Annotated in this window: 18 protein-coding genes and 1 pseudogene; 7 read left to right on the top strand and 12 right to left on the bottom strand. The window is 70.7% G+C overall.

All coding sequences use genetic code 11. The features are described 5' to 3' along the window. Nucleotides 1-4: 4 nt before the first annotated feature. The 10 genes from ACWTPI_RS33485 to trhA form a co-directional block, all read right to left on the bottom strand. Nucleotides 5-748 carry a sulfite exporter TauE/SafE family protein gene (locus ACWTPI_RS33485; RefSeq protein WP_454733932.1) on the bottom strand — a complete coding sequence of 248 codons (744 nt, stop codon included), beginning with the start codon at nt 746-748 and terminating at the stop codon, nt 5-7. Then, nucleotides 741-2021: an amidase gene (locus ACWTPI_RS33480; RefSeq protein ID WP_454733931.1), complete on the bottom strand. Its 1281-nt coding sequence runs from the start codon at nt 2019-2021 to the stop codon at nt 741-743. Before ACWTPI_RS33480 ends, ACWTPI_RS33485 begins: the two co-directional genes overlap by 8 nt. Nucleotides 2022-2028: 7 nt before the next feature. Then, nucleotides 2029-2847, bottom strand: coding sequence for an ABC transporter ATP-binding protein (locus ACWTPI_RS33475; protein ID WP_454733930.1), 819 nt, complete (start codon nt 2845-2847; stop codon nt 2029-2031). 3 nt (nt 2848-2850) lie between these two features. Further along, nucleotides 2851-3618 carry an ABC transporter permease gene (locus ACWTPI_RS33470; RefSeq protein WP_020202181.1) on the bottom strand — a complete coding sequence of 256 codons (768 nt, stop codon included), beginning with the start codon at nt 3616-3618 and terminating at the stop codon, nt 2851-2853. Between the two features lie 35 nt (nt 3619-3653). Continuing rightward, nucleotides 3654-4637, bottom strand: a complete 984-nt coding sequence (locus ACWTPI_RS33465) for an ABC transporter substrate-binding protein (protein ID WP_454733929.1) — start codon at nt 4635-4637, stop codon at nt 3654-3656. A 448-nt stretch (nt 4638-5085) separates the two neighbouring features. Further along, complete coding sequence (locus ACWTPI_RS33460) at nt 5086-5865, bottom strand: DeoR/GlpR family DNA-binding transcription regulator (protein WP_020202183.1); 780 nt, start codon at nt 5863-5865, stop codon at nt 5086-5088. A 77-nt stretch (nt 5866-5942) separates the two neighbouring features. Further along, entirely contained in the window at nt 5943-6944 is a 1002-nt protein-coding gene (gene pdxA / locus ACWTPI_RS33455) for a 4-hydroxythreonine-4-phosphate dehydrogenase PdxA (RefSeq protein WP_020202184.1), read from the bottom strand. Between the two features lie 72 nt (nt 6945-7016). Further along, nucleotides 7017-8246, bottom strand: coding sequence for a four-carbon acid sugar kinase family protein (locus ACWTPI_RS33450; protein ID WP_454733928.1), 1230 nt, complete (start codon nt 8244-8246; stop codon nt 7017-7019). Beyond that, nucleotides 8243-9229, bottom strand: coding sequence for a 2-keto-3-deoxygluconate permease (locus tag ACWTPI_RS33445; protein WP_029043417.1), 987 nt, complete (start codon nt 9227-9229; stop codon nt 8243-8245). Before ACWTPI_RS33445 ends, ACWTPI_RS33450 begins: the two co-directional genes overlap by 4 nt. Nucleotides 9230-9592: 363 nt before the next feature. Continuing rightward, nucleotides 9593-10210: a PAQR family membrane homeostasis protein TrhA gene (gene trhA, locus ACWTPI_RS33440; RefSeq protein ID WP_020202187.1), complete on the bottom strand. Its 618-nt coding sequence runs from the start codon at nt 10208-10210 to the stop codon at nt 9593-9595. A 193-nt stretch (nt 10211-10403) separates the two neighbouring features. On the opposite strand from trhA, the gene ACWTPI_RS33435 reads away from it, so the two are divergent. The 6 genes from ACWTPI_RS33435 (at nt 10404) to ACWTPI_RS33410 (ending at nt 16230) form a co-directional block, all read left to right on the top strand. Then, a complete protein-coding gene (locus tag ACWTPI_RS33435) occupies nt 10404-11234 on the top strand; it encodes an ABC transporter substrate-binding protein (protein ID WP_059411940.1) in 831 nt (276 codons plus the stop codon). 42 nt (nt 11235-11276) lie between these two features. Then, complete coding sequence (locus tag ACWTPI_RS33430; RefSeq protein ID WP_020202189.1) at nt 11277-12029, top strand: ABC transporter permease subunit; 753 nt, start codon at nt 11277-11279, stop codon at nt 12027-12029. Next, the gene (locus ACWTPI_RS33425; RefSeq protein ID WP_454733927.1) at nt 12022-12846 is read left to right on the top strand and encodes an amino acid ABC transporter permease; all 825 of its coding nucleotides are present in this window, start codon (nt 12022-12024) and stop codon (nt 12844-12846) included. Before ACWTPI_RS33430 ends, ACWTPI_RS33425 begins: the two co-directional genes overlap by 8 nt. A 272-nt stretch (nt 12847-13118) precedes the next feature. Beyond that, nucleotides 13119-13976, top strand: a complete 858-nt coding sequence (locus ACWTPI_RS33420; RefSeq protein WP_020202196.1) for a mechanosensitive ion channel family protein — start codon at nt 13119-13121, stop codon at nt 13974-13976. A gap of 143 nt (nt 13977-14119) precedes the next feature. Further along, nucleotides 14120-15205, top strand: a complete 1086-nt coding sequence (locus tag ACWTPI_RS33415; protein ID WP_454733926.1) for a Zn-dependent alcohol dehydrogenase — start codon at nt 14120-14122, stop codon at nt 15203-15205. A 104-nt stretch (nt 15206-15309) separates the two neighbouring features. Beyond that, the gene (locus tag ACWTPI_RS33410) at nt 15310-16230 is read left to right on the top strand and encodes a LysR family transcriptional regulator (protein ID WP_454733925.1); all 921 of its coding nucleotides are present in this window, start codon (nt 15310-15312) and stop codon (nt 16228-16230) included. Between the two features lie 73 nt (nt 16231-16303). On the opposite strand, the gene ACWTPI_RS33405 is transcribed toward ACWTPI_RS33410, so the two are convergent. Together ACWTPI_RS33405 and ACWTPI_RS33400 are read right to left on the bottom strand one after the other, a co-directional pair. Beyond that, nucleotides 16304-16813 (bottom strand): DUF6630 family protein, encoded by a 510-nt coding sequence (locus ACWTPI_RS33405; protein ID WP_454733924.1) that lies wholly within the window; start codon nt 16811-16813, stop codon nt 16304-16306. 166 nt (nt 16814-16979) lie between these two features. After that, nucleotides 16980-17060: pseudogene (locus ACWTPI_RS33400) on the bottom strand (transcriptional regulator); the annotation flags it as partial. 419 nt (nt 17061-17479) lie between these two features. On the opposite strand from ACWTPI_RS33400, the gene argE reads away from it, so the two are divergent. Then, the gene (argE, locus tag ACWTPI_RS33395; protein ID WP_454733923.1) at nt 17480-18637 is read left to right on the top strand and encodes an acetylornithine deacetylase; all 1158 of its coding nucleotides are present in this window, start codon (nt 17480-17482) and stop codon (nt 18635-18637) included. Nucleotides 18638-18658: the final 21 nt, after the last annotated feature.

The raw sequence follows: 18658 nt of genomic DNA, 5'->3' as shown, positions 1-18658 counted from the left end.
GATCCTATCGCCACAAAGGCGCCAGCGTCAGCAGCGCGGACGCGAACAATACCAGCAATACGTAACGGCGGAAGCCGGCCGCGCCGGCCAGCGCGAACAGCCGTTCCCCGGCCAGATGGCCGCCCACCATGCCCGCGGTGGCGATCGCGTAGCTGCCCGGCGCCATGACGCCGAAGGCGCCATGCCACCCCAGCGTGGCGACCGACACCAGCCCGAGGATCAGGAACACCGAGGTGGCGGTGAGCCGGATGGTACGCGGGTCGAGCCCCGGCATCGCCATCAGGCCCGCCATCAGCGGCGGCCCCGACACCCCGGCCATGCCCTGCGCGACGCCGGCGCACAGGCCCACCAGCAGGATGCGCGCCGGCGTCATGTTGCGGATCAAGCGCCGCCCCACCACGATGAGCGCCACCGACAGCAGCAGGATGGCCGCCAGCGCCACGCGCATCGCGGGTTCGGGCAGCCATTGCAGCAGGGCGAGCCCGGGCAGCATGCCGGCCAGCCCGCCCGCGCAGATGCGCGCGAGCAGGCGCCAGTCGATGTCGCGGTATTCGGCCGCGACCAGCGGCAGCGCGCTCAGCGTCTGGAACAGCACGGCGATGGCCACGGCCTGGGCCGGCGTCCAGACCAGCGACAGCAGCGGCACGGCGACGAGCGAGAAGCCGAGCCCCGAGACCGCCCGCACGAGCGTGCCCGAGAACACGATCAGGGTGGTCGCCGCCAGCGGCATCCAGGCCGGGCTAGTCATGAGACGCGGCGCCGAGCACGGCTTCGATGCGCGCGGCGGCGGCCAGCAGCGCCGCATCCTCGCCACGGCGGCCGATCAGTTGCAGGCCCACCGGCAGGCCGCCGTGCGTGCCCGCCGGCAGCGTCAGCGCCGGCATGCCGGCCAGCGTCCACAGCCGTTGCGGCGCGCGCGAGCCGGAGCCCTCCGGCAGCAGCGGCGCGGTGCCCACCGTGGCCGGCGCCAGCGCGATCTCGCCGGGGCGCAGCATGGCGTCGAGGCGCGCCGACAGCGCGGCCTGCTCGCGCACGGCTTCGTCGAAGCGCGCCTCGCTCACGCGCGCGCCGCGCTCGGTCATCGCCAGCAGCTTCGCCGACACCTTGTCGGGTGCCGCGCGCAGCGCGGCGCCGTGGCGCCGGGCCAGCTCGAAGGTCAGCAGCGTGTCGGTCAGGCCGGTCTCGGCGGCGGCGATGCCGGCGTCCACCGACAGCGGCGCGAGGCCGAAGCCGGCGCCGCGCAGGCGCTGGCATGCGCCGTCGAGCGTCGACGACACCGCCGCGGACACTTCCTCGCCGAACCACGGCTGCAGCACGCGCAGCGCGGGGGTGGCGCCATGCGCTGCCGTTGGCAGTGACGCCGGCGCGGCGATGCCGGCCAGCACCGCGTCCGCGGCGATCACGTCGGCCACGCGCGCGGCCAGCACGCCGGCGTGGTCGAGCCGCGCCGAGAGGCAGAGGATGCCATCGGTGGGATAGCGCCCGAAGCTCGGCTTGAACCCCACCACGCCGCAATAGGCCGCGGGGCGGATGACCGAGCCGATGGTCTGCGTGCCGAGCGCGAGCGGCACCAGCCCGGCGCCGACCGCCGCGGCGGAGCCGCTCGAGGACGCGCCCGGCGAGCGCCGCGCGTCGCGCGGATGCACGGTCGCGGCGGCCGCGGCCAGCGCGTATTCGGTGGAGGCGGTGACGCCGACCGGCACCGCGCCGGCCGCGGCCAGGCGCTGTACCAGCAGCGCATCGTGCGCGGGCCGGCGCCCCGCGTGCAGCGGCGAGCCCCACGCGCACAGCGCGCCGGCCATGTCGATGATCTCCTTCACGGCCACGGGCATGCCGTGCAGCGGGCCGCGCGCGCGCGGCGGCAGGGCGTCGAGTTCCGCCGCGCGGCGCGCGGCGCGCGCGGCATCGAGCTCGATGAAGGCGTGCAGCGTGCGGTCGCGCTGGCGCGCGCGCACCAGCGTGGCGGCGATGCGCTCGCGCACGCTGGCCGGCGCGGGCTGGAATGAATCTTGGGAAAGCATGTCGTGGTCAGTCCGATACCATCGCCGGCGCGCTGCCGTAGGTCTTGCGCAGCTCGTCGTCGAGCGCGGTCAGGATATTGGCCTCCAGTTCGCGGAAGCCGGGCGTGGCGAGCGCGCGCGGGTAGGGCAGGTCCACGCGCTGGTCGAGCTTGATGCGCCCGGGGCGGCTGGTCATGACCACCACGCGCGTGGCCAGGAACAGCGCCTCCTGCACCGAGTGCGTCACCAGCAGCACCGTCTTGCGGTGCTCGCGCCAGATGCGCAGCAGCTCCTGCTGCAGGAAGCCGCGCGTGAGCGCGTCGAGCGCGCCGAACGGCTCGTCCATCAGGATCGTGCTCGGCTCGGTGGCGAACACCCGCGCCAGCGCCACGCGCTGCTTCATGCCGCCGGAGAGCGCGTCGGGGCGCGCGTCGCCGAACTCGGCCAGCCCCACCAGTTCGAGGTAGCGGTTGGCCACCGCCTCGCGCTCCTTGCGCGGCATGCCCTGCTGGCGCAGGCCGAAGGCGATGTTGTCGCGGATGTTGAGCCACGGGAACAGCGCGTACTGCTGGAACACCATGCCGCGCCGCATGTCGGGCCGCACGACCTTGTCGCCGTCGACCAGCACCGAGCCGGCGCTGGGCGCCTCGAAGCCGGCCACGATATTGAGCAGCGTGCTCTTGCCGCAGCCCGACGGGCCGATCAGCGCGACGAACTCGCCCGCGGCGATGTCCAGCGAGACCGGGCGCAGCGCCTCGACGGCGTCGCCCGCGCGCGTGTAGTACAGCTTGGAAACGTTGTTGATGGCCACGCCCTCGCGGGGCGCGGCGGCCGCAGTGCGGTCCATGTCTTACTCCTTGAAGCCCAGCCGCTGGCCGAGAATGCGAAAGCCGGTGTCGATGAGAATGCCCAGCAACGCGATGATGACCATGCCCGCCAGCACCTGGTCCGAGCGCAGGATCTCCATGCCGTTGGCGATCAGGTAGCCCAGCCCCTTGTTGGCCGCGACCAGCTCCGCGGCGATGATCGCGGCCCAGCCGATGCCGAACGAGATGCGCAGGCCGACCAGGATGGTCGGCATGGCGGCGGGCAGGATCACCTGCCAGAACAGCCGCGCGTCCGAATTGCAGCCCAGCACGCGGCCGGCGCGCACCAGCACCGGATCGACCGCCTTGACGCCCGACACCGTGTTGAGCAGGATCGGGAAGAAGGTGGCGATGAAGATGATGAACACCTTGCCCGCCTCGCCGATGCCGAACCAGAGGATCGCCATCGGGATCCACGCCAGCGGCGAGATCGGCCGGAACAGCTCCACCAGCGGCTCCAGCACGCGCGCCAGCCGCGGCCGCGTGCCCTGCAGCAGGCCGAGCGGAATCGCCAGGCACGCCGCCAGCAGCCAGGCGGCCAGCACCCGGCCGAGGCTGGCGCCGATGTCGCGGAAGATCGTGCCCGACGCGAACAGGCCGTACAGCGTGCGCGCGGTCAGCTCCGGCGACGGCAGCACCGCCGGACTCGGATGGGTCAGCACGACCACGAGCTCCCACACCAGCACCACCGCGAGCATCGCGGCGAGGTAAGGGAACACGCGGCTCGCCGCCGACCGGAAAAACGAAGCCATCGGCTTCTCCTCTGAAGGAAAGTGGAAAAGGGGAATCAGGGCTTCTCGGCCGCCAGCGCCTGGCGCGCGGGCTCGGGCGCGAGCTTGGGCTCGTCGCCGTCCTGCAGGATCGCCGCCTGCTTGAGGAACGAGGCGTAGACCTTCATGGTCTGCGCGTCAGGCACCATGTCGGTCGAGTACACCGAGATGCCTTCCTTGAGCGAATACTCGATCACCTTGGGCGGGAAGCCGATTTCCTTGCTCCACATCTCCACGGCCTTCTGCGGCGTCTTGTTGATGAGCTTGATGGCGCGGATCTGCGCGGCCATGATGTCGCGCACCAGGTCGGGATGGGCATCGATGAACTCGGTGCGGCCGTAGAAGCCGTCGCCGACGTAATGGCCGTTCTTGAGCGGCAGGATCTTCTCGGCCTTCAGCAGCACGCGGGTCTTGCCGCCGGCGAGCGCCACCGAGATGTGCGGGTCCCAGGTGATGCCGGCGTCCACGCTGTGCTGCTCGACCAGCGTGCCGACCTGCGAGCCGGAGGTCTTGAACAACTGCACGTCCGCCAGCTTCAGGCCCGCCTTCTGCAGGGCGTTGAGCAGGAGCGGATATTGCTGGGAACCCTCGCCGGGGTAGGCGATGCGCTTGCCCTTGAGATCGGCGATCGTGTGGACCGGCGAGTCGGAGGGGACCACGATGGCGGTCTGCTCCAGGATGGTGATGCCGAGCAGCTTGACCGGCAGCCGCGCCGACGCGACCACCGCCGGCCCCATGCCCGCCGAGGCGAGATCGAGATTGCCGGCCGCCATCGCCTGGTTCTCCGGCGCGCCGTAGGGGAAGCTGTGGAATTCGAACTTGACGTCGTACTTGGCCTCCAGCGGCGCCAGGTAGCCGGCTGCCTTGGCGATGTAGATCGGCTGGGTGGCGGGCTGGACGCCGATGTTGACGACCTGGGCGGCGCCGGCCGACAAGCTGGTGGCGATCAGCGCCAGGCCCAGAACGGCACGTGCGCGGCGGGTCATGGAACGGAGAAACATGCGGACTCCTGGCGCACGGTTTCTGGGGCGTGCGCAAATGTTGAGTGGAAATTCAAATTTTCGGGACGATACGTCTCTAAAATTTGAATTTCAATACGCAAGAGTCGGGCCAACCCGAGAAAATCGCCGGAACGGGGGGGAAACCGGCGCCGTGCGCCGAAAGCGGGAATGCGGGCCCGTCCGCAGGCCCGTTTCTGGGGCGGGATGCTGGCGCGTGGGGCGCGGCGGGCCGTGGCGCGCCGCGAAACGGGCGCAATGGATGAAACAGGCGGAACGGGTGGAATGGGCAGAACAGGCGATCCTGCCGGTTGGGTTCTCTACGCGGATGAGCGGGCCGCGCGGGCGGCGGCCATCGGGAAGAAGGGAAAAAGCGAAGACGCGCCGGGACTGCCCGCGCCAGCCGCGGCGCGGGCGGACGCGGAGCGGACCGGCCGTGGACCGGCCGCCGTCAGGCCGGCGCGAGCGCCACGCGCACGTGCTTGAGCGCGCGGAACGCTTCGAGCTGCGCCGCGGAGGCGCCGTCGTCGGTGACGAGCGTCCACGGCCGCTCGAGCGGCGTCCAGTGCTGCTGGCGCGCGCGGCCGAGCTTGGTGGCGTCCGCCAGCACGAAGATCTCGGCCGACTGGCGCACGATGCATTCCTTCAGGTAGGCCTGCTCGGCCGTGGCCTCGCACAGGCCGACGCCCGCCACCACGCCGTCGGCGCCGAGGAAGGCCTTGTCCACGCTGATGCGCGCCAGCGTCATCTGCGCCAGCGGGCCGATGGTGCCCATGCTGGACGGGCGCACGTCGCCGCCGACCAGCGTGATGCGCATGCCGGGCACGCCGGCCAGCGCGCCGACCACCAGCAGGTTGGTGGTGTAGACGTGCAGGTCCGCGCGCGCGGCCAGCTGCCGCGCCAGCGCGGTGGCGGTGCTGCCGCTGTCGAGCAGGATGGCGTCGCCGTCGTGGACGAAGCCGGCGGCGACGGCCGCGATCGCCTCTTTCTGCGCGCGCTGGATGACGTTGCGCTCTTCCAGCGGGGTTTCCGGCTCGTGCGCGCCGATCTGCGTGAGCGCCGCGGCGCCGCCGTAGGTCCGCACGATGCGGCCCTCGCGCGCGAGCGCGGCGAGGTCGCGGCGCACCGTGGCCTCGGACACGCCGAGGCTGCCGGTAAGCTGCTCGACGCTCGATTCGCTGCCTGACAGCACGAGTTCGAGGATGGCACGGCGGCGATCGGCGGCGTTCATTGGCAGCGGGGGCATCGGCAAGGTGGCGGGCAAAGCGAAATCATACAGCCACCGGCGCCGCCCGCCCGCGCCGCCGCTCAGCCCCGGCGCGTGGCCAGCTCCGCGCCCTGGCGCAGCGCCTCGAGCAGGCTGCGCTCGTCGGCGATGCCCTTGCCGGCGATGTCGAACGCGGTGCCGTGGTCGACCGAGGTGCGGATGACCGGCAGCCCCACGGTGATGTTGACGCCCGCTTCCAGGCCCAGCACCTTGACCGGGCCGTGGCCCTGGTCGTGGTACATCGCCACCACCAGGTCGAAATCGCCGCGCCCGGCGCGGAAGAACAGGGTGTCGGCCGGCAGCGGGCCTTCCACGTTCCAGCCGCGCTCGCGCAGCGCCAGCACCGCGGGAATGATCTTCTCTTCTTCCTCGCCGCAGCCGAACAGCCCGTTCTCGCCCGCGTGCGGGTTGATGCCGCACACGCCGATGCGCGGCTCGGCGATGCCGGCGCGCACCAGCGTCTCGTGGCCGCGCTCGATGGTCCGCTGCACCAGCCCGGTGTCGATCTTGCGGATCGCGTGGAGCAGGCCGATGTGGGTGGTCACGTGGATCACGCGCAGGTTCGGCGCCACCAGCATCATCGACACTTCCGGCGTGCCGGTCAGGTGCGCCAGCATCTCGGTGTGGCCCGGGAACTTGTGGCCGCCCGCGTGCAGCGCTTCCTTGTTCAGCGGCGCGGTGCAGATGGCGTCGATCTGGTCCTGCTGCGTCAGCGCCACGGCCCGCTCGATATAGCGGAACGCGGCGTCGCCGGCGACCGGCGAGAGCTTGCCGAACGGCAGGTCGGCCGGAATCAGGCCGAGGTCGATGCAGTCCACCGTGCCTTGCGCGTATTGCGCCTGGGCCGGGTTGTCGATCGCGCGCACGGCGAGCGGGCTGCCGACCAGCTTGCCGGCCAGCTCGAGCCGCCTGGCGTCGCCGATGACGAGCGGGCGCGACTGGGCGTAGACGCTGGCGTGCGCCAGGCTCTTCATGATCACTTCAGGCCCGACGCCACTGGCATCGCCCATGGTGATGCCGATGATGGGGAGGTAATCGCTCATGTTTCGCTTCAGGTTCGTGGTTGGCGTCGACGCCAACCGGGGGTCATTGTCTGGTCGTCCCGCGCGCGCGGCTCAGGCCTCGCGCACGGCCTGCCATGCGAGCCACAGCGCGGCCTCGCTGCCGAATGCGCCGGCCTTGGTCACTACGCGCCGGGCCGGCCCGCCGAGCGTCTTCGAGAGCGGCACGCCGGGCTCGATCTCGCGCACCAGCGCCAGCGCGCGGATTCCGGCGGCTTCCAGCATCGCGCGCGCGGTCTCGCCGCCGGTGGCGATCAGGCTGCCCACGCAATGGAAATGCGGCGCGATCAGGCTGGCCAGGGCCGCGCTCAGGCGCGGGCCTTCGTCCGCGCTGAAGTGCTCGTCGCGGCCGATGCCGGCCAGCACGTCGTGCCCCGCGAGCAGCGGCAGCGCCACGCGGTCCTGCCAGCGGGCCCAGTCCGCATGCGCGGGGCCGGCGCGCAGCACCTGCGGCGGGATCACCACGCTTTCGACCTGGCCGCGCTCGCACAGGCATGCCGCCTGCCGCGCCGAGACGCCCGACAGGCTGCCCACCAGCGTCAGCACCGGGCCGCGCACGGGCGGCAGCGGCGCGTTGCCGTGGCCTGCCTGCGCCGCCCGCGTGTGTGCGCCGCCGGCCGACAGCGCGCGCGCCATGCCGCCCGAGCCGACCCAGAAGGCCGGCACGCCGAGGTCCGCGCTGGCGGCCGCGAGCCTGTCGAGGTCGTCCTGCGTCTGCGCGTCGCAGATCACCGCCTGCACGCCCTGGCGGGCCAGCGCGGCGAGGCGGTCGCGCAGGGCGTCGGCGCAGCGCATGGCGCCGCCGGTCTCCAGCCGTTCGGCGCGCAGGCCCTGCGCGGCCAGCAGCGCGGTGACGTCCGCGCGGCCGGCGAGCCCTTCCAGGCGCCAGATGTCGGTGGTTTCGAGCGGCTCGTCATGCACGTACACGCAGCCGTCGCGCAGGGTGCGGCCGGCGTCCGGGAACGCCGGCGCGACGATGGCCAGCCCGGCGACGCGCTGCAGCGCCGCGGTTTCCGCCGCCCAGTTGCCGCGCAGCGTGGAATCGATCTTCTTGTACAGGCGCCGGCCGGCGCCGCCGAAGCGGTTCCAGGCGGCGACGTTGCGCGCCGCGGCGGTGGCCGGGTCCTGGCGCCGGCTGTCGACGTCGGCCGCGATCACGTCGGCCTGGAACGCGGGGCCGGCGTGGGCGTCGAGCGTCACGACCGTGCTGGTGCTGGGCGACGTGAACCCGATCGCGCAGTCGGCCGCGCCGGACAGGTCGTCGGCGATGACGAGCCAGCTCACGGCGCGCTCCGCGCGGCGCCCGCGGGTGCCGCCAGCGCGCCGCGCCGGGCCACCCAGGCGGTCAGCACCGGGGTCAGGATCGCCGTCACCACCACGCACGCGGCAACCAGCAGCGTGGCGCTCTTGGCGGCCTCGGTGTAGACCGGATTGGCCGCCGCGATCAGGGTCGGCACCGCGGCGGCGTTGCCGGCCGTGCTGGCCGCCGCCACGCCCGCCACGCCGTTGCCGCCGCTCAGGCGGTCGGCCAGGTAGAGCGTGGTCCCGGTGATGGCCACCACCGCGATGCCCAGGCCGATGCCGAGCATGCCGGCCTGCCACACCTTGTGCAGGTCGAGGCTGGCGCCGAGGGCCAGCGCGAAGAACGGGATCATGACCGGCACCGCGCGCGAGAGGAAGTCGCGCATCTCGCGGTCCAGGTTGCCGAGCAGCATGCCCAGCAGCAGCGGCAGGATGCTGCCGACCATCGTCGGCCAGGGGAACGCCGCCAGCCCGGCCACGCCCAGCGTCACCATCGTCAGGAACGGCCCCGATTCGAGCGACATGATGCTGTAGGCGCCCACGTCCTCGGGGCGCCCGTATTGCCCCATCAGCGCCATGTACAGGCCGCCGTTGGTGTCGTTCATGGCGGCCACCACGGCGAGCGTCGACAGGCCGGCGAACACGCCCGCGGAAACCGGCGATTCGCCGAGGAAATGGCCCAGGATCACGCCGAGCAGCACGGCGGTGCCGACCTTGGTGCCGAACAGCACGCCGCCCTTCTTGAGGATGTAGGGCGTGGCCTTGATATTGATGCTCGCGCCCATGCAGACGTAGAACACCGCCAGCACCGGCAGCGCGCCGGTAAACAGCGCGCCGGTGAACGAGCCGAAGAACTTGGGTGTGTCGGGCGCGAACGTCGCCACCAGGGAGCCGATCAGCAGCGGCACGATCATCATGCCGCCGGGAACGCGCTCGATCGCGCGCTTGATTCGTATCTGCATCATTGTCTCCTGTCGCTTTTTGTGCGTATCAGTCGTGTTGACGATGATCGATTCAATCATCGTGTGACCGGAATTCTAGGACAGCGCGCGAATTTTGACTAGTTCAATCACAAATTGTGATTGAATCGATCATCTTGGCCGGGTGATGCGGACGGCGCCCGGAGCCGAAGCGAGCGCGGCCGTCCGGGGGACGGCCGTGCGGGGAAGCGGATGGCAGGGAAGGGAATCGACCGCCGCGGGCGGGGAGCCGGCGCGCCGGGCTGGCCGGCATGCGGCTGGACGCATGTTATTGGGCGGCGGCGGCGGGGGCGCGGCACGCGCGGGCAAGGCGGGTCGCCCTGCCCCGGCGCCGGGAAGGCGGGCGCCCTAGCCCACGTACCAGAAGATGCTCACGAACTGGCAGGCGCTCCCCGCCAGCACGAACAGGTGCCAGATCCCGTGAAAGTGCCGCACCTTCTCATCGAACAGGAAGAACCCGATCCCCGCCGTGTACAGCGTGCCGCCGGCCACCAGCCAGTACAGCCCCCCGGCGGGCAGCGCGGCCACCAGCGGGCCGAACGCGAACAGCACTAGCCAGCCCATCAGCACGTAGATCAGCAGCGAGAAGATGCGCGTGCGCTTGCCGATCCACAGCTCCTGCGCGATGCCGATCACCGCCAGCCCCCAGTTCACGCCGAACAGCGTCCAGCCCCACGGCCCGCGCAGCGTGACCAGCGCGAACGGCGTGTAGCTGCCGGCGATCAGCAGGTAGATGGCGCAGTAGTCCAGCCGGCGCAGGATGTCCTTGGGCCGGCCGCGCAGGCTGTGATAGAGCGTGGAGATGGTGTAGAGGAACACCAGCGTGCTGCCGTAGACCACCGAGCTGACGACCTTCCAGGCGTCGTGGTACAGGGCGGAGGAGGTGACGAGGACGGCGGAGCCGGCGGCGGCGAGGATGGCGCCGGCGAGGTGGCTGTAGCCGTTGAAGCGCTCTCCGTGATACATGGATTCGGGCTCTCCTGTTGGTCGCCGCGGCATCCGCGGCGACGGTCTTCAGGGACATTCTTGCGCCACACAGTGTTTGCTGCGGTGCGCCAAGCTAGTATTTTTGCACGGAATAACCATCTGCAAAACCCTTCGTTCCCTTGGGGTCAAGGGATCGCTATCGTCTCGCCAACACAACCATCGCGAGACATCCATGCGAATTTCCTCCCCGCTGATCAAGGCCGCGCTGAGCCTGGCGCTCGGCATCTCGGTGCTGGCCTCGGGCGCGGCCCGCGCCGACCGGCTCGACGACATCAAGAAGGCCGGCGTGCTGCGCGTGGGCGTGTTCGACGCCAACCCGCCGTTCGGCTTCGTCGAGGCGGGCAGCACCACGCCGGCGGGCCTCGACGTGGACTACGCCACCGAGATCGCCAGGCGCCTGGGCGTGAAGACCGAGTTCCGCGCCACCAACCCGGCCAACCGCATCCCGCTGCTGGCCTCGCAGAAGGTGGACATCGTCGCCGCCAACTTCACCATCACCGACGAGCGCCGCCAGCAGATCGGCTTTTCCACGCCGTATTTCGCCAGCGGCCTGCAACTGATCGCCAGGAAGGGCACGCTCAAGCAGCCGGACGACCTCAAGACCTGGCGCCTGGGCGTGGACAAGGGCACCACGCAGGAAACCACGCTGCGCCAGAAGTACCCGGACGCGCGCGTGATCGCCTATGACGACTCCCCGCTGGCGCTGACCGCGCTGCGCAGCGGCGCGATCCAGGCCTTCGCGCAGGACGGCGCCAAGCTCGGCGCGCTGCTGGCCACCCTGCCCAACAAGGACCAGTTCGAGATTTCCTCGTTCACGCTGACGCGCGAGTACATGGGCGTGGGCGTGCCCAAGGGCGAGGACCGCCTGACCGCCGAGATCGACCGCATCCTGCTGGCGCTGGAAAAGGACGGCACCGCCGCGCGCATCTACGACAAGTGGTTCGGCCCCAAGAGCGCCGCGCCGCTGGCGCGCGACTTCACCATCGGCAGCACGGTGAAGTGACGCGGCCGGCTTGCCCCTGCCGCGTGAAGGATGGCGTGAAGGATGGCCATGCCGGTGCTTGACATCCTGATGCAGCCCCTGCCGGCGAAGTACGTCGGCTGGATCGTCTCCGGCTTCGGCCTCACGGTGGCGCTGTCGGCCGCCGTGTTCGCGCTTGGCTGCGTGCTGGCCGCGGTCTGGCTGGCACTGGCGCTGGTGCCGTTCGCGCCGCTGCGGCTGGCCGCGCGCGGCGCGGTCGGCTTCCTGCGCCGCACGCCGCTGCTGGTGCAGTTGTTCTTCTGGTATTTCGGCGCGGCGCAACTGCTCGGCGACGCCGCCATCGGCGCCTTGTACGACTGGCAGGGCGTGCGGCTCGGCGCCATCCACCTGCCCGCGCCGTCGCTCGAGGCGCTGGCCAGCCTGATCGGCATCGGCCTGTATGCCAGCGCGTTCTACGCGCGCGAGCTGGAGGCCGGGCTGGCCAACGTGCCCGCCGGGCAGGGCGCCGCGGCGCTGGCGCTGGGCTTCACGCCGGCGGCGGCGTTCTGGCGCGTGGTGCTGCCGCAGGCGCTGCGCATCGCCGCGCGGCCGATGGTGGGGCAGCTCTGCCAGACCATCAAGAACACCTCGCTGGCGATGGCGATCGGCTTTGCCGAGATGTCCTACGCCGCGCGCCAGGTCGAGACCGACAGCCTGATGACCTTCCAGGCCTTCGGCCTGGCCACCTTGCTGTACGCGGCGCTGATCCTGCTGCTGCAGGCCGCCGCGCCGCCGCTGCTGCGCCGGCTCGGCTGGACGGAGGCGGCCCGTGCCTGAGGCGCTTGCCGGCGGCTGGGCGGTGGTGCTGGCCCAGCTGCCCTACCTGCTCAAGGGCACCTTCCCCGACGGCCCGCTGGCCGGCGCCGCGCTGACGCTGTGGATCGCCGTGCTGGCCTGCGCCGGCGCCACCGTGCTCGGCATCGGGCTGGCCATGCTGCTCGAGCTGATGCCCACCGCGCCGGCGCTGCCGCTGCGCGCGCTGCTCGCCGGCCTGCGCGCGATCCCGGTGCTGATGCTGATCTTCTGGACCTACTTCCTGCTGCCGATGCTGGCCGGCGTGCACGTCGGCGAGGTGCGCACCGTGGTGCTGGCGCTCGCGCTGATCGGCGCGGCGTACATCGCCCAGGTCATGGAAGCGGGCTTCGACGCGATCGGGCGCGGCCAGCGCCAGGCCGCGCTGGCGCTCGGCATGACGCCGCCGCAGGCGCTGTGGCAGATCGTGCTGCCGCAGACGCTGCGCGCCATGCTGCCGTCGCTGGGCAACGTGTGGGTGTCGCTGGCCAAGGACACGTCGCTGGCCTACATCGTCGGCGTGGTGGAACTGTCCACGGCGGCGGCCCAGGTCAACGGGCGCAGCATGGGCTACGCCGCGCAGGTGTTCGGCGCGGTGGCGCTGCTGTACTTCCTCATCTGCATGGGCATCGAAGGCGTGGCCGCGCTGCTGCTGGCCGCCGCGCGCGGCCGGCACGGCTTGCCGCGCGCGGCGCGCATGCCCCGCTTGTTCCGCTTGTTCCGCTTGTTCCGCGCGCGCGCCGGCCGGCCTCCGGTCGCGGCGCCGCGCGCGTCTTCACCGTCCCGTCCGGCGCCGCCCTGACAAGCCGCGCGCGTCCGGCGCGCGGAAACCCACGTCAGGCAGGCCTTGCATCCGTCGCCTGGTACGGAGCGGCATCCCAGGAGAGAAAACGTCCGCCGGGGAACGTCTCGCCATGCCGCGCCATGCCACGACGAGGCGCGCTCGCGCCGGCCCCGCCACGCGCGGCGGCCGGGTTTTGCGGCCCGGCCACGCGGCATGGCTAGAATCGGGGGTTTGCTCATGGCGCGCCGCCTTGCCGGCGCTGCCGCCCGGCCGTATTCGGACATGCCTCAATGAACCTGCCCTTCAACGACAGTTACCTGCTGCACATCGGACTGAGCGCGGCCATCGTGCTCGCCGGCATGGTGGTGGTGAAGTTCGTCAACCGCTTCTTCCAGGGCCGCCAGCTCGCCGACAAGGAGAACCGCGGCAGCTACCGCACCTGGACCGTGGCCACGCGCAATGCCATCGCGGCGGTGGTGTTCCTGCTGCTGCTGGGCATCTGGGTGTCGGAGCTCAAGAGCGTGGCGATCTCGCTGACCGCCTTCGCGGTGGCGCTGGTGATCGGCGGCAAGGAACTGGTGATGTGCTTCCTAGGCGCGTTCCTGCGCATGATGGCGCGCCCGTTCCAGCTCGGCGATCTGGTGGAGATCGGGCCGCACTCGGGCGAGGTGGTGGACATGGACGTGCTCACCACCACGCTGGCGGAGATCGCCGGCACGCGCCAGTTCACCGGCTCCACCGTGCAGGTGCCCAACAGCATGCTGCTGACCGTGGCGGTGCGCAATCACTCGCAGGCTGGCAGGTACACGCAGGACACGCTGCGCATCCCGCTGCCCGAGAAGTCCGACCCGGACCGCGTGGAGGCCGAGCTGCTGGCGATCACCGAGGCGGTGTGCGCGCCGTTCCTGGCCGAGGCGCGGCACAGCCTGCAGGAATATGGCGGCTCGCGCTTCATGGACCTGTCGCAGTTCGAGCCGCGCGTGCTGTTCGAGCCGGTGGCCGCCGACAAGCTCGACGCGCTGGTGCGCTTCCCGGTGCCGGTGGCCTCGCGCATGACGGTCGGGCAGCAGATCCTGCGCCGCTACCACCGCCAGCGCAGCGAGGTCCTGGCGGCGCAGCAGGACGGCAAGGCGGCGGCGCGGTCCTGAGCACAGCGGGGTGGGCCGGGCGCTTCACCGAATCGCGTTTCGGCGGTATGGTAGGCGCTGCCGCGCAGCGAGACACACCGCGGCCACAGCGAGACCACAGTGAGGCCACAACGAGGCCACAACGAGACCAGCCGAGGAGACCCATGAAAGCCGCCGTCATGCATCAACCCAGGACCCCGCTCGTGATCGAGGACGTCGCCATCGGCAAGCCGGGGCCGCGCGAGGTGCTGCTGCGCACGGCGGCGGTGGGCGTGTGCCACTCCGACCTGCACTTCCTCGACGGCGCCTACCCGTTCCCGACGCCGGTGGTGCTCGGCCACGAGGCCGCCGGCATCGTCGAGCAAGTTGGCTCCGAGGTGCGCACGGTCAAGCCCGGCGATCACGTCATCACCTGCCTGTCGGCCTACTGCGGCCATTGCGAGCACTGCCTGACCGGCCACCTGTCGCTGTGCGTGGAGCCGGACACCAGACGCCGCGAAGGCGAGGAACCGCGCCTGCTGGCCAGGGGCGCGCCGATGAACCAGTTCCTCAACCTGTCGGCCTTCGCCGAGCAGATGCTGGTGCACGAGCACGCGCTGGTGGCGATCCGCCCCGAGATGCCGCTCGACCGCGCCGCGCTGATCGGCTGCGCCGTGACCACCGGCGTGGGCGCCGTGGTGCACACCGCGCGCGTGCAGCCGGGCGAGACCGTGGCGGTGATCGGCTGCGGCGGCATCGGCCTGGCCACCATCAACGGCGCGGCCATCGCCGGCGCGGGCCGCATCATCGCCATCGACCGCGTGCCCGGCAAGCTGGCGCTGGCGAAGCAGTTCGGCGCCACCGACGTGGTCGACGCCGCCGACACCGATGTGGTGGACGCCGTGCGCGCGCTCACGCGCGGCGGCGTGCACCACGCCTTCGAGGCCATCGGCCTCAAGCAGACCGCCGAGCAGGCCTTCTCGATGCTGCGCCGCGGCGGCACCGCCACCGTGATCGGCATGATCGCGCCGGGCGTGAAGATCGAGCTCAAGGGCACCGACTTCCTCGCCGAGAAACGCATCCAGGGCTCGATGATGGGCTCCAACCGCTTCCCGGTGGACATGCCGCGGCTGGTGGATTTCTACCTGTCCGGCAAGCTCAAGCTCGACCAACTGATCTCGCGGCGCATGCCGCTGGAAAACATCAACGACGCCTTCGACGAACTGCGCCGCGGCGAGCTGGCGCGCTCGGTGATCCTGTTCGGGGATTGAGCGGGGGACGCCCGCGTGCAATCGCTCGTTATTGTTCGCCCTGTGGGACAATGGCCCGGCGCGCGCGCACGGCGCGCCATCGGGCACGGAGAGCGGAACGGCGCATGAAGACGATCGAGTGGAAGGACTGGGAGATTTTCTGCCGCGTGGTGGAAGGCGCCGGCTTCACCAGGGGCGCCGAGCTGGCCGAGGTGCCGAAGTCGTCCGCCAGCGCCGCCGTGTCCCGCCTCGAGACACAGCTCGGCGTGCGGCTGTTCGAGCGCACCACGCGCCGCGTGCGCGTGACCGAGCGCGGCCAGCAGCTTTACGACCGCGTCGCGCCGCTGTTCACGGAGCTGCGCGAGATCAGCGCCGAGGCGCTGTCCGTCAGCGAGCAGGTCAGCGGCACCCTGCGCATCTCCACGCCCTACGAGGTCGGCTCGCTGCATCTTTCGCCCAGCCTCACGCGGCTGCTGCGGCTGCACCCGGACCTGCGCGTGGAAGTGGACGTGACCTGGGACCAGCCCGACCTGATCGAGCGTGGCTACGATCTCGCCTTCGTCATGACCAACACCGGCCTGCACGACAGCTCCTTCGCCAGCAAGCGCGTGGTGCTGATCGAGCGCGGTTTCTTCGCCGCGCCCTCGCTGATCCGCGCGCGCGGGCTGCCGCGCACGCCGCAGGACATGGACGGCTGGCCCACGCTGGGCAACGCCGAAGACCGCCGCTGGGAATTCCTGCGCGACGGCAAGGAGGTGTTCAGCCTCCAGGTGGACCCGCGCATGCGCACGCAGAACGCCGAGATCCGGCTCAAGGCGGCGATGGACGGGCTGGGCGTGGCGCGGCTGTCGCCGCGCTACGTGCAGGATGAACTGGACCAGGGGCGGCTGGTGCGGGTGCTGCCCGGCTATACCACGTCGCCGCTGAAGGTCTTCGTGCTGATGCCGGCGCGCAAGCTGATGCCGGCCAGCGTCAGGGTGTTCCTCGACGTGCTGGAAGAAACGCTGGGCCGGATCGATCCGCGGCTGTCGCCGCCGCGGGTCTGACATGCCCGTGCCGGGGAGGTGAAGCGGCAAGCCCGGCGGATTCCGCGATGCCGGCATCGGATGCCGGCGGGCATCAATACGGCTGGTCCCCGGGCCGGATGTCCAGCCCCAGCACTTCCGCCACCGTCATCATCTCCTCGTCGTCCTCGCCGCGGGCGATCCATCCCGCGTAGGCATCGCCTTCCGTGTTCCAGTTCCACAAGGTGAAGCCCGCCACCCGCAACTGCTCGAACGCCAGCTCCATCAGTTCGGGCACGCTGGTGCTCTCGAGGAAATCCTCGTCCTCCGGGTCCTCCGCGCCCCAGTCGAGCGTGACGTCGACGCGCGCGCACAGCGCGTCCATGCAGCCGATGAAGGACGCGCAGTCCTTCCAGTCCACGTAGAAGCCCGATTCCCAGTCGATCACGTCCTTGAGGATCCACAGCAGCTCCTGGCCCTCGATCTCGTCGGCATCGTCGGCGTCGGCCAGCTCCTCGTCGAACAGCGTCTGCTGCTTCTCGATCATGGCCGCGTCGTCGAAGTTGATCAGCTCGATCAGGCGCCAGAGTGCCTGGCGCGCTTCGTCGTTCAGTCCGTCGCTCATTGCATCTGCCTCCTTCGGTGCGGCGCCTCGCGGCGCATGGCTGGGGAAAACAACGTGGCCGGTGCCCGATAGTCGCTCAGCCGGCGACCAGCGGGATCTCGCGCTGGCCGAGCGGCGTCACGCGCAGCGCGCGCGAGGCGGAAGCCGGCTCGATTCACTGGCGCGCCATCAGCGCCCACGGCATGGCGGCGCGTCCCGGGTCCGCCAGGAGGCCGGCGCGGTGGCTGATGCCGGGAGCGTATTCCATAGTTCAGTCCACGACGAAACGACGATCGTAGTATAGGTCGGCCTTGGGCCGCGCTGACCTCGGACACTAAAATCCCGCTTGCAGGTCAATGTCCCGTTCCGAACATCAAAGCGCCTTCCTGAACATCAGTGTGTCTTCCGAATCTCGCCTGAACCTGACTTCCCGTTAGGGACTTCCCGGCAGGGCTGCCTTTCTACGCAGTTGCTCTGACCGAGGCAGGTTGCCGGTCGACCGCGACCTTGGGGTGGCGAAACGCTCGTCAACGCCTGGAGCCCGCCCTGGCTTCAGACAATCGCCGAGGTAGGTAGAAATCCCAATTCCGGCCGAGCGAGCGATCTATAAAGTCAGCACCAATAACTGAAAACAGTTTTCTGGTTTCAGTTTTTTCCCTGCAACCACTTCACCCTCGTTCGACCACCATGCCCAGCCGGACCACGCTCGATTGCATTGCACACCTGATCGGCTTCGACACCACCAGCCGGCACTCCAACCTGGCGTTGATTCAGTGGGCCGCCGCCTGGCTCGACGAGGCCGGTGCGCGCGTGCAACTGGATTACAACGCCGACCGCAGCAAGGCGAATCTGTTCGCCAGTTTCGGCGAGGGGCCGGGCGGCATCGTGTTGTCCGGGCACACCGACGTGGTGCCCACCGACGGACAGGATTGGACGTCCGACCCTTACCGCGCCAGCGTGAGGGACGGCCGCCTGTACGGGCGCGGCGCCTGCGACATGAAAGGGTTTATCGGCACGGTGCTGGCTCAGGTGCGGCAGGTCGGCCGTGCGCCGCTGCGCGAGCCGCTGCATGTCGCCCTCACCTACGATGAAGAGGTCGGCTGCCTGGGCGTGCCCGGACTGCTGGCGAGCATGGCCGAGGCGGGCATCGAGCCCTCGGGCTGCGTGGTTGGCGAACCGACCGACATGCGCGTCGTCGCGGCGCACAAGGGCGGGCGCATCTACCGCTGCCAGGTGCGCGGCTGCGCCGCGCATTCCTCCCTCACGCCCCAGGGACTCAACGCGATCGAGTATGCCTCGCGCATCGTCTCGCGCATCCAGGATCTCGCCGAGTCCGAGGAAATGCACGGCCGCCACGACGGCGGCTTCGACGTGCCGTACTCGACGATCTCGACCAACACCATCGACGGCGGCAACGGGCGCAACATCATCCCGGCGGAGTGCACTTTCCACTTCGAGTATCGCTACCTGCCCGGCGTCGATCCCGACGGCTTCATTGGCGACCTGCAGCGCTACGTGGACACGAGCCTGCTGCCGCGCATGCGGCGGCGCCATCCGCAGGCGGCCGTTGCCTTCGAGTGCATCGGCGACATTCCCGCGCTGGACACCGGCCGCGAAGCGGCTGTCCTGGGCCTGGTGGCCGACCTGCTCCAGGTGGACGCCAAGGACGCCGGCAAGGTGGCCTACGGCACCGAAGCGTCGTTCTTCCAGCGCGCAGGCGTGCCCAGCGTGGTATGCGGACCCGGCTCGATCGCCCAGGCGCACAAGGCGGACGAGTACGTCACCCTGGATCAGTTGCGCGCCTGCGAACGCTTCCTGGATTGCCTGATCCAGCGCCTGCGCTGAACCGCCCTCTCTGGAGTTTTC

The sequence above is a fragment of the Cupriavidus ulmosensis genome, assembly GCF_977008105.1.
Note: the sequence above shows the minus strand (reverse complement) of the source record. Positions and strands in the feature narration are given on the sequence as shown.